This is a genomic window from Streptomyces sp. NPDC058457 (assembly GCF_042720695.1).
Classification (GTDB): domain Bacteria; phylum Actinomycetota; class Actinomycetes; order Streptomycetales; family Streptomycetaceae; genus Streptomyces.
Window position 1 is genome coordinate 1 of record NZ_JBHXLU010000117.1, and the last position, 12,313, is coordinate 12,313.

At 69.1% G+C, this 12,313-nt stretch carries 11 protein-coding genes; 7 read left to right on the plus strand and 4 right to left on the minus strand.

Annotated features, from left to right (window positions below; genetic code table 11):
• Positions 1–246 precede the first annotated feature (246 nt).
• From mdlC to ACFWPS_RS48165, 4 genes are all read right to left on the minus strand, one after another.
• Positions 247–1,833: a benzoylformate decarboxylase gene (gene mdlC, locus ACFWPS_RS48150; RefSeq protein WP_383719118.1), complete on the minus strand. Its 1,587-nt coding sequence runs from the start codon at positions 1,831–1,833 to the stop codon at positions 247–249.
• Between the two features lie 29 nt (positions 1,834–1,862).
• Positions 1,863–2,285, minus strand: coding sequence for a heme-binding protein (locus ACFWPS_RS48155; protein ID WP_383719121.1), 423 nt, complete (start codon positions 2,283–2,285; stop codon positions 1,863–1,865).
• A gap of 142 nt (positions 2,286–2,427) precedes the next feature.
• Positions 2,428–2,817 carry a nuclear transport factor 2 family protein gene (locus ACFWPS_RS48160; RefSeq protein ID WP_383719124.1) on the minus strand — a complete coding sequence of 130 codons (390 nt, stop codon included), beginning with the start codon at positions 2,815–2,817 and terminating at the stop codon, positions 2,428–2,430.
• A 278-nt stretch (positions 2,818–3,095) separates the two neighbouring features.
• On the minus strand, positions 3,096–4,367 hold the full coding sequence (locus ACFWPS_RS48165; RefSeq protein ID WP_383719127.1) for a Rieske 2Fe-2S domain-containing protein: 1,272 nt from the start codon (positions 4,365–4,367) through the stop codon (positions 3,096–3,098).
• Positions 4,368–4,825: 458 nt separating this feature from the next.
• Here ACFWPS_RS48165 and ACFWPS_RS48170 point away from each other — a divergent pair, with 458 nt between their 5' ends.
• The 7 genes from ACFWPS_RS48170 to ACFWPS_RS48200 all read left to right on the plus strand — a co-directional run bounded on the left by ACFWPS_RS48170 (position 4,826) and on the right by ACFWPS_RS48200 (position 12,287).
• Entirely contained in the window at positions 4,826–6,124 is a 1,299-nt protein-coding gene (locus ACFWPS_RS48170; protein WP_383719130.1) for a hypothetical protein, read from the plus strand.
• Between the two features lie 111 nt (positions 6,125–6,235).
• Complete coding sequence (locus ACFWPS_RS48175; RefSeq protein ID WP_383719133.1) at positions 6,236–7,522, plus strand: hypothetical protein; 1,287 nt, start codon at positions 6,236–6,238, stop codon at positions 7,520–7,522.
• Positions 7,523–7,570: 48 nt separating this feature from the next.
• Positions 7,571–8,758 (plus strand): cytochrome P450, encoded by a 1,188-nt coding sequence (locus ACFWPS_RS48180; RefSeq protein WP_383719136.1) that lies wholly within the window; start codon positions 7,571–7,573, stop codon positions 8,756–8,758.
• A complete protein-coding gene (locus tag ACFWPS_RS48185) occupies positions 8,758–8,961 on the plus strand; it encodes a ferredoxin (RefSeq protein ID WP_383719138.1) in 204 nt (67 codons plus the stop codon). The genes ACFWPS_RS48180 and ACFWPS_RS48185 overlap by 1 nt, the downstream gene beginning before the upstream one ends.
• A 260-nt stretch (positions 8,962–9,221) precedes the next feature.
• The gene (locus tag ACFWPS_RS48190; protein ID WP_383719141.1) at positions 9,222–9,752 is read left to right on the plus strand and encodes a flavin reductase family protein; all 531 of its coding nucleotides are present in this window, start codon (positions 9,222–9,224) and stop codon (positions 9,750–9,752) included.
• Between the two features lie 46 nt (positions 9,753–9,798).
• Entirely contained in the window at positions 9,799–10,668 is an 870-nt protein-coding gene (locus ACFWPS_RS48195) for a fumarylacetoacetate hydrolase family protein (protein WP_383719144.1), read from the plus strand.
• Positions 10,669–10,808: 140 nt separating this feature from the next.
• Complete coding sequence (locus ACFWPS_RS48200) at positions 10,809–12,287, plus strand: aldehyde dehydrogenase (RefSeq protein WP_383719147.1); 1,479 nt, start codon at positions 10,809–10,811, stop codon at positions 12,285–12,287.
• The last annotated feature ends 26 nt before the right edge of the window (positions 12,288–12,313 follow it).

Below are 12,313 nucleotides of genomic sequence, written 5' to 3' on the forward strand. Positions count from 1 at the left end.
CTGTAGCCGGGGCCGAAGTGGTGTTCGCTGAAGAAGATGCCTTCGAAGCCGAGTGTCTCGTCGTCGGTCCACAGGTCGAGGTAGCGGCGGAACTGTTCGTGGACGGTGGCGGGGTCGTCACGGCCGATCGGGTCGTGCACCGACTGGAAGAACTCGAAGAGCCAAGGCTTGATCATCGCTGTTTCCTCATCGATGGACAGGGGTGGGGAGTTCGTCGGCCACCGCTCCGGGCGGCCCGCACCGTGATCAAGGTCGGGTGCGTTCGGTCTCGACTTCGATCAGGGCGGGCCGGCCGCTGCCGAGGGCCGATTTGAAGGCCGCGGCGAAGTCCTCGGGCGTGCTCACCGACGTGGCGTTCATGCCGTAGCCCCGCGCGAGCAGGGTGAAGTCGATGTCGGGGACGTCCATGCCGGGAACCTCGCCGGCATCGAGGATCTCGGCGAACCAGCGCAGCGCCCCGTAGGTCCCGTTCTTGAGGATGACCGTGATGACGGGGATGTCGTACTGGGCGGCCGTCCAGAGCGCGGTGATCCCGTAGTTCGCCGAACCGTCGCCGATGAGCGCGACGACCTGCCGTTCGGGGCGGGCCAGTTGGGCACCGACCGCGGCCGGCAGACCGAACCCGAGACCGCCCGCCGCGGGCCACAGGTAACTGCCGGGCTCCCGGAGGTCCGCCTGTGCCCAGAAGGCGCTCGTGGTGGAGGTCGTCTCGGAGACCCAGACGGTGTCGGCGGGCGCGAGCGCACGCAGGTCGGCGAAGAGCCGCTCCGGGTGTACCCGGCCGTTCGACTCGGCCGGTACCGGGAAGTCGGGCAGGGGAGGAAGCGACGAACGCAAGCCGGGGGTGACGGCGTCCGCCAGCTTGGTGACGGTGTCGTGGATCGCGCCGACGAAGGCCTCCCCCATCGGAGCCCGGGTCGCTTCGGCCGCATCGCCGGTGACCTGCAGGAGGCGGGCACCGGGCGCGAGGTAGGGCCCCGGTTCGAACTGGTGGTAACGGAACACCGGGGCGCCGATGACCAGGATCAGGTCGTGTCCGGCCAGCGCGTCCGTCACCCCCTTCACCGATGACGGGAGCAGGCCGCGGAAGGCGCGGTGCCGGGTCGGGAAGGAACAGCGCGAGGAGAACGGGGAGAGCCACACGGTGGCGCCGAGGGCCTCGGCCAGCCGTACCGCGTCGTCGTACGCGCCCGAGGCGTCGACCTCGGGACCCAGCACGAGCACGGGACTGGCCGCCTCGTCCAGCGCGGTCACCAGTTCGGTGAGCTGGTTGCCGCTCAGGCAGGACCCGGCGGCGGTCCGCCGGCGCAGCAGGTGCGCCGTCTCCTCGGGCGCCTCCCGGGCCCAGTCGTCATAGGGCACCGCCACGAACACCGGGCCCTGGGCCGGCAGCGTCGCCGTGTGGATCGCCTGGCTGATCACCCGCGGCACGTCCTCGGCGCAGGCCGGCTCGGCGCTCCATTTGACCAGCGGCCGCAGCAGCGCCTCCGGCTCCACGATGGACAGCACCACCTCCTGCCCGACCGTGCTGCGCACCTGCTGGCCCGCCAGCACGACGAGCGGGGTGTGCGAGTACACCGAGTTCGTCAGCACGCCCATCGCGTTGCCGGTGCCGGCCGCGGCGTGCAGGTTGACCAGGGCGGGCCTGCCACTCGCCTGCGAGTAGCCGTCCGCCATGGCCAGCACCGCGCCCTCGTGCAGCCCCAGGACGTACCGGAAGTCGTCCGGCATGCCCGCGAGGAAGGGCAGCTCGTTCGAGCCCGGATTGCCGAAGACCGTCGTCAGGCCGTGCGTCCGCAACAGCTCGTACGTCACATCACGCACAGTCGTCATAGTCAGTACTTCCTTGGGAGTCCGGCCGGTCAGGCGAGCAGGTCGGTGATGGTCTTCAAGGCGAGAGCGGCCATACGGTCGTCGCTCTCGCCGTCGGCGCCGCCGACCCCGATGCCGCCGATGACTTCCGAGTCGTCGACGACGATCGGCAGTCCGCCGGGGGCGGGCAGGAGGTGGGGGTCGATGAGGTGGGGCGGTGCGGCGGCCATCTGGGGGCTGGTGGCGAACTGGGCGAACGCCGCGGTGCTGAACCCGGTCACGGCGGAGGTGTAGGCCTTGCGGCGGGCGGTCTCGATGCCGATGGGGCCAACGCCGTCGTCGGCGAGCAGGACGCGGGTGATGCCGCCGCGGTCGACGACGGCGACGGCGAGGTGGAGTCCTTCGGCCCGGCCGGCGGTGAGTGCGGCGTCGGCGGCCGCGCGGGCGGCCTGGTAGGTCAGCGGGGCTCTCATGCCGCACCGCCGAGGGGGCCGTGGGTGTGGGCGGGTGGCGGGAGTACCGGCGATGAACTGGCGGACACGTGTTTCTCCTACTGGATGTGGGATGTGAAGTGAGTACTGTGACCGTGCCCGGACGATGACCGGCCGGTGCGGATCACGCGGGTGGCAGGCGCCGGGCGAGCTGCAGCTGCGCGAGCTGCCAGCCGTCGCCGGCGCGGATCCAGACGCGGGTGACGGCCTGCTGGAAGACGAACGCGGGCGTGCCGGGCACGAACGGGATCCGCATCTCCTGCAGGCAGCTCACCGTCGCCATGTCGGGGAACCGGTGGATGACGGCGGTGAGGATCCGGACGTCCTCGGCAGTGGGACGCCTGGCCGTGTCGGTGAGGAACTGCTCCTTGTCGTGGATGAGTCCGACGGGGGAGTGGACGGCTACGAACTGCGGATGCAGCAGTTCCCGCAGGGGCTCTGTGGTCGGTGCGAGCAGCGCCTTGAGCCAGGCCGCTTCGGCGTCTTCGACGGTCGTCAGGTGTGGGGCGGTCACAGACGATTCCTCTTTCGTGGGCTCACGGGTCGGGTTCGGTGTCGGGTCGGGTTCGGTGTGGGGGCTGGGCGCGCGAGGAGCAGGCCTTGAACTCCGTCAGCTCGCTCGTCGTCGGTGACGGTGGTCCGGTTCGCTGCGGGGGCACCCGGACCACGCACTCACCGCGGATGTCCTGCCGTCGGACGGGGGGCGACACCGGAGGCTGCCGCTGTCGAGGGGAGGTGTCGGCCGTGTGGGACGCTCGGCGACCGGCCCCGTGCGCGGGCTCCGACGCGGACTCAGGAGCCGTCGGCGGGTGTGGCCGCGCCGATGGTGAAGGTTCCCGCTGTCGACGTGCGCGGCTTGGCCTCACCGTTCTCGACGTTCAGCGGGGTACGGCCGGCCTCGACGTCGTCGACGATCTGCCGCAGCTGCCGGCGCAGCATCACCACGCCCTTGTCCGAGGAGGCCAGGGTCTCCTCGGTGTGCTGGGTGATGAGGCCCTGGGAGCCCTGCGCCTCGAAGTCGCCGGGGAAGCGCTGCTTCTCCTCCTCGGTCAGCTCCCAGAACTGCTTGCCGTTCTGCTTGATGCTGGCGATGATCCGCAGGATCCGGTCGACGCCTGACGCCCGCACGGTGATGAACGCCCGGTGGGAGGTGTCGTCGACCGGTACCACGAAGATCATGCAGTCATGGCGCTGGTCCGGGTTGGAGATCACGAAGTCCGGCAGCATGATGATGTTGGGCGCGTGCACCTCGGGGCTCCAGTACCGTCCGACAGTCGTACCGTCCGGCAGCTCCTGCTCGTACCGCTGGCGGTACCCCACGCCGTGCTCGGTCTTGTAGTACTCGATCTTGTCCGACACGGCGTACGGGTCGTAGAACGAGTGGGGCGCTCCGGTCGTACCGACCCCGTCGAACTGCTGGCCGCTGTGGGTGTAGTGCAGCCACATGGCGTGCACCGGGTCCATCGCGTTCTCGAATGCCTGCAGCCAGTTGAAGTCCTGGACCATTCCCGTCACGTTGGCTCCCGGGACGGGCAGCTCGGCGAAGAGTGACTCGCCCTCCCCGAGGTCCTCCAGGAAGTCGTAGCGGGGGAGTGGGGGCTTGTGTTCGGGCGGGCCCATGTAGACGAAGACGAGGCCGTAGCGTTCTTCGACGGGGTACCAGGGCTGGCGGGCGACGTCGCGGCGGCGGCCGAGGGCGGGTTCGCAGGCCTGTTCGAGGCAGTTCCCTTGGACGTCGAACTTCCAGCCGTGGTAGCAGCAGCGGATGCCGTCGTCCTCGACGCGGCCGTAGTAGAGGCTGCTGCCGCGGTGGGCGCAGCGTTCGAAGACGACGCCCGGGCGGCCGTTGCCGTCGCGGAAGACGACCAGGTTCTCGCCCAGGATCCGCGTGCGGTGCGGCACGTCGCTGGTCAGCGCGTTCGACGAGGCGATCGGATGCCAGTAGCGGCGCAGCGCCTCGCCCATCGGCGTCCCCGGACCCACCTCGGTCAGACGGGCGTCGTGGGACGAGGCGGGACGACCGTAACCCGTACCGGTGTCCGGACCAGAAGACGTGACAGTCATCGCTCTCTCCTTTGAGCTCGGAAGCACTGGTCGCGTCAGGCGGGGCGTGGCGTAGCGGGCGGACTCGTCCGGGCGGCTGCCGAGGAGCTTCCCTACGCTGCTGCCCCACTTGGGGCTTGTGGCACATCAGCCTTGTCAAGCTGACACATCAAAGATAACGTCAGGGTACGAAAACTTGTCAATGGTGTTTCAGGCAGCGGCCCAAGATCCTTCGGTGGCCCGCGCGAGGAGTGGCGATGAAGTCGATCGGTCTCTGTGGGCGTGTGCCCGCCGCCCGGACCCGGCCTCTATTACGGGCCGGTGTGCGCCGTTCCGTGTACCGGCCGGTTGACCGGTCACCAGGTTCCGCCCCCACGCCCGGTGGGATTTCTGAAACAGCTGGACGATCTTTTCATTGAGCCAGCGATTCGGTGACTGATTCGTTTCGTAGGGAATCGCCTCAATGCCAGGAGGGTTTTGTGTCTGAGAACGCCGAGCAGACCGACATTCTGTTCACCCCGCTCACCATCAACACGGTGACGCTCGCCAACCGGATCGTCATGGCTCCGATGGCGGCGCTGTCACCACGACTGGACGGCCGGCCGAGCGAGCAGACGATCGCGTTTCTGAGCGAGCGGGCGAAGGGCGGTGTCGGCCTGATCATTCTGGGCGGGTCGGCGGCCACCCGCCGCAGTTGGGAAGAGAGGCCGGTCAGGACGGGCCTCCGGATGGACGACGATCGTTTCGTGCCCGACCTCAAGCGGATCACGGAGGCGGTCCACGCGCACGGCACGCCGATCTTCGCCGAGCTGATGCCCGGCATGGGTGCCATGGCCAAGCCCTCGCCCGCCTGGCCGCTCATCGCCGCGAGTCCCAAGAACATCGTCATCGGCCGGGAGCGCCTGCCCAAGGGAATGTTCTCCCCGGCCGATCGCGTGACCGGGACGCCGCGAGAGGCGACGGTCGAGGAGATTCGCCAGATCACGCGGGAAATGGCCGAAACCGCCGTCCGCGCGCAACGGTCCGGCTTCGACGGGGTCGAGGTCCCCGCGATGATGAACTACTTCCTCTCGTCGTTTCTCTCGCCCAGGTCGAACTGGCGGACCGACGAATACGGGGGGAGTGCCGAGAACCGGGCCCGGGTCCTGGTGGACATCGTGCGTCTCATCCGGGAGAAGGTCGGGGACTCGTTCCCGATCGGGCTGCGGATCACTGCCAACGAGCATGTGGACGGCGGTCAGGGCCCCGAGGGGTTCGCGGACATCGCGCGGCACGTCGAACGCGAGGGCCTGGACTATGTGGCGCTGACCGACGGCAACTACGAGTCGATGCACTTCAACATCTCCGACACGGACACGCCCACGGTCGCGCACGGCGAGGCGAAGGTCTTCCGCGCAGCGCTGTCGTGCCCGGTGATCATCGGCAGCATCCACGGCCCCGAGAACGCGGCGCAAGCCATCTCCGAGGGCCACGGCGACGCCGTGATGCTCGCCCGCCAGCTGCTCGCCGACCCCGAATACGCGAACAAGGCCCGCAACGGCCGGTCCCAGGACATCATCCGGTGCGACCACCACAACCACTGCATGCTCCGGCTGGCCCTGGACTTCCCCGTCCGCTGCACCGTCAACCCCCGGACGGGCCGCGAAAGCCGGCAGCCCGGGAGCCTCCCGCCCGTCGACCGCCTGATCAAGTCCCCCATCGAGAAGGCCGTGCTGACCGCGGCGGGCTCCGAGCGATTCGTGAACCTCCTCGGAAAGTTCGCCAAGAAGCAGTCGTGACCGCCGCGTCCCACCAGGTGAGCGACGATTCCGGGCCGGCTGCAAGGTCCTTCCGCCGAGTCCTGGTCCGGAAGCGATTCATGTGAATCGATGGACAACAGGAGGGTTCTCATGCCTGAGAACGCCGAGCCGCGCGACATTCTCTTCACCCCGCTCGCCATCAACACGGTGACGCTCGCCAACCGGATCGTGATGGCTCCGATGGCGGCGCTGTCGGCGCACCCGGACGGCCGGCCTAGCGAGCAGACGATCGCGTTTCTGAGTGAGCGGGCGAAGGGCGGCGTCGGTCTGATCATCCTGGGCGGCACGGTGGCGACCCGCCGCGCCTACGACGAATCACGGTTCAAGGGGGTCCTGCGGTTCGACGAGGATCGTTTCGTGCCTGCACTCAAGCGGATCACGGACGCGGTCCACAGGTACGGGACCCCGATCTTCGCGGAACTGACCGCCAGCTTCGGGACCATGGGCAAGCCCGCTGCGCCGCTCATCGCCGCGAGTCCCAAGAACGTCGTCATCAAGCCCGACAGGCTGCCCCCTGGCGTCCTCGCCCCGTTCGAGGTTGTCACCGCGATGCCGCGTGAGGCGACGGTCGACGAAATTCGTCAGATCGAGCAGGAAATGGCCACGGCCGCTGTGCGTGCTCAACGGGCCGGTTTCGACGGGGTCGAGGTCGCCGCGATGATGAGCTACTTCCTTGCGTCGTTTCTCTCGCCCAGGTCGAACTGGCGGACCGATGAATACGGCGGGAGTGCCGAGAACCGGGCGCGGGTTCTGGTGAACATCGTGCGTCTCATTCGCGAGCAGGCCGGCGACTCGTTCCCGATCGGGCTGCGCATCAGCGCCAACGAGCATGTCGACGGTGGCCAAGGGCCCGAGGGGTTCGCGGACATCGCGCGGCGCGTCGAACGTGCGGGCCTGGACTACGTGGCGCTGACCGACGGCAACTACGAGTCGATGGACGCATCCACCATCGACGCGCCGACCGTCGCGCACGGAGAGGCGCAGATCTTTCAGCAGGCTCTCTCGTGCCCGCTCATTCTCGGTGGTCTCCACAGTCACCGGCGTGCGGCGGAGGTCATCTCCGCAGGCCACGGCGACGCCGTGATGCTCGCTCGTCCGCTGCTCGCCGACCCCTGGTACGCGAACAAGATCCGCGACGGCCACGCCCAGGAGATCGTCGAGTGCGACCACAACAACGAGTGCATGCGCCGCTTGGCCATGGGCATGCCCATCCGGTGCGGCCTGAATCCCCGCATGGGGCGCGAAAGCCGCCGGCCGGGTGAGCGTCCGCCCGTCGACCGCCTGATCAAGGCGCCCGTCGAGAGAACCGTGCTCGCCGCGAGCGGCTCCCAGAGACTCATGAACCTGGTCGGAAAAGTAGCCAGGAAACGTTCGTGAAATGACCCGCGCTCAGCCGCCCGCCGCCGCTCAGTTCAAGGAGGAACAGTGGCCGTCGTACCCACAACAGACATCGACATGTTCGCCACCTCGGATCAGCGCGCTCGCTACGAGCAGTACCGGCAGTTGCGGGAAGTGGGCGCCGTGGTCCGGCTGCCTGGGCTGGACGCGTACGCGATCACGCGCTACGCCGAGGTGAAAGCCGCGTTGGCAGATCACGTGTCGTACATCTCGGGTGAAGGCGTGGGGTTCAACTCCGAGCTGAACCAGTTGATCCGGGGTACCACCATCGCGAGCGACCCGCCGGAGCACGACCTGCTGCGGTCCGTCGTCGGGCCCGGGCTGACGCCCCGCGTCGTGCGGGCACGCACCGAGGAGATCGCGCAGAAGGCGCGGAGCCTTGTCGCCGAAGTCGTCTCCCGGGCAGAGATCGAGGGTGTCGCGGAGCTCGCCGAGGCGATGCCCATGTCGGTCATCCCCGACTTCCTCGGCCTGCCCGACCGCAATCGGGACCAGCTCTACGAGTGGGCGAAGGTGGGCACCGACATGCTGGGCCCGGTCACGGAGCGCACTCCTCACAACCTGGAGATGGCGGCGCTCAGTTTCCAGTTCAACCATGAACTCGCCGCGAACCGGGAGGTCGCGCCGGGCTCCATCTGCGACGACATGCTCAAGGCGGCCGACCGGGGGGTGATTCCCAGGGAGAAGTGCCCGCTGCTGTTCATCGACTACCTCGGCCCTTCGCTGGAGACCACGGCCGCGGCGATAGGTCATCTCCTGGTCGTCTTCGCCGAGCGCCCGGACCAATGGGCCGCGCTTCGCGCCGAGCCCCGTCTGGTGGGTTCCACGATCAACGAACTCGTCCGGTTCGAGAGTCCCTTTCGGGGCTTCACCCGCGTCGCCGCGCACGACACGGAACTCGGTGGGGTGACGATCCCCCGAGGGGCTCGGGTATGGCCGCTCACCGCCTCCGCGAACCGTGACGAGCGGAAGTGGGAACACGCGGACGAGTTCGATTTCCGCCGTAATCCGATCGACCACCTCGGATTCGGCTACGGCACGCACGGCTGCGCCGGCCAGGGCGTCGCCCGTGTCGAGTTGCACGCCCTCATCCACGCGCTCCTCGAGTCCGTCGAGCGCTTCGAGCTCACCGGTGATCCGGTGATCGCCGAGAACTCGATGGTGAACACCTACGCCGAGATCCCTGTTCGGCTCGTCGCAAGGAACGCGGCCTGATGTATGTCGAGGTGGACCGTGGGCGCTGCGAAGGACACGGCCTCTGCGGGGAGCGGGCACCGACGGTCTACGGCCTTGACGACGAAGGCTACGTGGCCTTCGCGTACGAGGGCCGACGGGTGCCAAAGGACAGCGAGGAGGCCGCGGCTGCCGGTGCCGGTGTCTGCCCGGTGGCCGCGTTGCTGGTCCGGTGGGACGCGTGAGGTGTCAGGCCGTGTTCCCGAGTCGTCCCGCAGGGGCCCGCCGCCGTTGCGGCGGCACCGCGCGATCCCGGCCATGGGGTCGGGACGTGCGTGCGGCCGCGAGAACACATCTGCACCCCCGGGTCGGCCGTTCGGCGGCCGCGGGGCCGACCTCCGGTCGCCGGCGCCTCGGTCACGTCGAACGTGCCCGGCGCCCCCACATCAACGCTATGACCATCGTGATCGCGGAGAAGGCCGTGATCACGGGACAGGAGAATTCCGTGGCTGACAATTCCGAACTCACGCACGGCGGTGTCCGAAAGGACGCCGGAGCTTTCCGTGAGGTCTTCTCGGTGGTTCCGAGCGGCATCGCCGTGATAACCGCCGTCGACGACGGCGAGCCGGTCGGGCTCACCGTCGGCAGCCTGCTCAGGGTGTCGGTGGAGCCGCCGCTGGTGGGATTCCTCGCCGGGGTGCCGTCGACGAGCTTCGCCCGGATACGCCGGTCAGGCGCCTTCTGCGTGAACATACTCACCGCGGGCCAGGACCACATCTCCAATGCCTTCGCCCAGCGTGGGGCGGACAAGTTCGCCGGCCTGTCGTGGCGGCCCGCGCCGGAGACCGGTTCGCCGGTTCTGGAAGGGGCGGCGGCATGGATCGACTGCCGGATCACGACCGTGTACGAGCCCGGCGACCACTTCATGGCCATCGGAGAGGCGGCCGACTTCGACTCGGTTCCGGGGGAGCTGCCGCTGATATTCCACCGCGGCCGATACGTGGGCCTGGAGACCGAGAAGCAGACATTTGCGTAAGCCCGCTCCCTCCGGGGTGTGATGGCTGATTCCGAAAGAGGTACCTATGAAGCTGCTCTCGTATCGCGTCGGTGAAGTGGAGTCGTTCGGTGTCCTGTCGGGCGACGGGGTCATCGACGGCGCCGAGGCACTCGCCGGGGACGCGACGACGATCCGCGAGGTGCTGGAGCGCGACCTGCTGGGTCCGCTGGAGCACCTGACCGCGCGCCGCAAGGTCACGTACGCGCTGGCCGAGATCGCGTACCTGCCGCCGGTCCCCGACCCCGCGAAGATCCTCTGCGTGGGGGTCAACTACGTCGACCACCGGGAGGAGACGGGCCATGTCGAGAAGCCGGAGCACCCGACGATCTTCAGCCGGTTCGCCGACACCCAGGTCGGCCACGGCCGGCCGGTCGTGCATCCGCCGAACTCGAAGCAGCTGGACTACGAGGGTGAGGTCGCGATCGTCATCGGACGTCATGTGTCGGCGATCGAGACGGACGCCGACGCACGGGCGGCGATCGCCGGACTCTCCTGCTACAACGACCTGAGCCTGCGGGACTGGCAGTTGCACAACAGCCAGTGGCTGCCGGGCAAGAACTTCCGCGGTGTCGGTTCGTTCGGCCCCTGGCTGGTCACCCTGGACGAGTTCGACGATCTCGGGTCGGTAAGGCTCACCACGCGGGTCAACGGCGAGCTGCGGCAGGACGCCACACTCGGTGACCTCGTCTTCGGCTTCACGGACATTCTGCGTTACGTCACCGGGTTCACCAGCCTCGCTCCCGGCGACGTCATCGCCACCGGAACACCGGGCGGTGTCGGGCTGGCCGCGAAGCCGCCGCGTTTCCTGGCTCCCGGCGATGTGGCGGAGATCGAGGTGTCCGGAGTCGGTGTGCTGCGCAACGAGATCGTGGCGGCCCCGGAGGGGGCCGGCTGAACGGCCCGGACCGTCATCCGGTCCGTTGATTTCCGTGTTCGGCGAATGAGCCGTCCCGTCGCGGCTCGTCCGCGTCGATTCACCTATCCGCGGGCACTGGCCGCCATGCCGGGCAGCCCGTGTTGTCAAAGGAGACACCAATGTCAGGGAAAGAAACACCTGCCGCGGCCCCGACCTGCGACCTGCTCATCGGCGGGCGCCGGATCCCGGCCGAGACCGGGCGGTACATCGAGACGACCCAGGCGCTGACGGGCAGGCCGATCGCCCGGGTCGCGGCCGCGACCGCCGCCGACGCCGGCCGCGCGGTCGACGCCGCGGCCCAGGCGCTCCCGGTGTGGTCGGGACTGCCGCCGGCCCGGCGCCGGGAGGTGCTGGAGCGTGCGGCGGCGCTGCTGGAGGCACGAGCCGACGACATCACCGCGGTCATGGGCGCGGAGATGGGGGCGACCCGGCCGTGGTGCATGTTCAACGTCCATGTCGCCAAGGGCATGCTCGTCGAGGCCGCCGCGCAGGCGTACTCCACGGTCGGCGAGGTGATCCCGTCCGATGTGCCGGGGCTGACAGCCCTGGGGATCCGGCAGCCTGCCGGGGTCGTCGTGGGCATCGCCCCGTGGAACGCTCCGCTGATCCTGGGCGTGCGAGCGGTCGCGATGCCACTGGTGTACGGCAACACCGTCGTGCTCAAGGCGTCCGAGCAGACGCCGCTCACCCAGGCCGCGATCATCGACGTACTGCACGAGGCGGGGGTGCCGGCCGGTGCCGTCAACCTGATCACCAACGCGCCCGAGGACGCCGCCGGGATCGCCGAGGCACTGGTCGCCCATCCCGCCACGGCCCGCGTGAACTTCACCGGGTCGACACGGGTCGGCCGGATCATCGGCGAGCTGGCGGGACGGCACCTCAAGCGCGTCGTACTGGAGCTGGGCGGCAAGGCCCCGCTGGTGGTGCTGCCCGACGCGGACGTGGCGGCCGCCGCGGCCGCGGCCAGTTTCGGCGCGTTCATGAACCAGGGCGAGATCTGCATGTCGACCGAGCGCGTGATCGTCGACCGTTCGGTGGCCGACGAGCTCAGTCAGAGCCTGGCCGATCGCGCCGCGAAGCTGGTCGTCGGACCGCCCGACGACCCCGCCTCTCAGATCGGTCCCCTCGTCCACACCCAGGCCCGCGACCACGTGCTCGCCCTGATCGAGGACGCCCGTGCCCACGGCGCCGAGCTGCTGGCCGGCGGTGACGCGGACGGGCTCTACGTCCGGCCGACCGTGCTGCGCGGGGTGACACCGCAGATGCGGATCTACACCGAGGAGTCGTTCGGACCCGTCGTCTCGGTCATCGAGGCCGACGGCATCGACGACGCCGTGGACAAGGCGAACGACACCGAGTACGGGCTGTCCGCCGCGGTGTTCGGCCGGGACGGCGGAACCGCGCTGGACGTGGCGCGCCGGATCCGGTCGGGGATCTGCCACATCAACGGCGCCACGGTCCACGACGAGCCGCAGATGCCGTTCGGAGGAGTCGGTGCCAGCGGCTTCGGACGGTTCGGCTCCAGGGCGGCACTGGAGGAGTTCACCGAACTCCGCTGGGTCACGATCCAGTCGGGGGAGCGGCACTACCCGATCTGACCGTCGAACCGGCACCGTGCGTCGGG

Bases quoted from the DNA above. Each gene is read 5' to 3' on its own strand.
- mdlC (WP_383719118.1), bottom strand. From the start codon at position 1,833: ATGACGACTGTGCGTGATGTGACGTACGAGCTGTTGCGGACGCACGGC.
- ACFWPS_RS48155 (WP_383719121.1), bottom strand. From the start codon at position 2,285: ATGAGAGCCCCGCTGACCTACCAGGCCGCCCGCGCGGCCGCCGACGCC.
- ACFWPS_RS48165 (WP_383719127.1), bottom strand. From the start codon at position 4,367: ATGACTGTCACGTCTTCTGGTCCGGACACCGGTACGGGTTACGGTCGT.
- ACFWPS_RS48175 (WP_383719133.1), top strand. From the start codon at position 6,236: ATGCCTGAGAACGCCGAGCCGCGCGACATTCTCTTCACCCCGCTCGCC.
- ACFWPS_RS48185 (WP_383719138.1), top strand. From the start codon at position 8,758: ATGTATGTCGAGGTGGACCGTGGGCGCTGCGAAGGACACGGCCTCTGC.
- ACFWPS_RS48195 (WP_383719144.1), top strand. From the start codon at position 9,799: ATGAAGCTGCTCTCGTATCGCGTCGGTGAAGTGGAGTCGTTCGGTGTC.
- ACFWPS_RS48200 (WP_383719147.1), top strand. From the start codon at position 10,809: ATGTCAGGGAAAGAAACACCTGCCGCGGCCCCGACCTGCGACCTGCTC.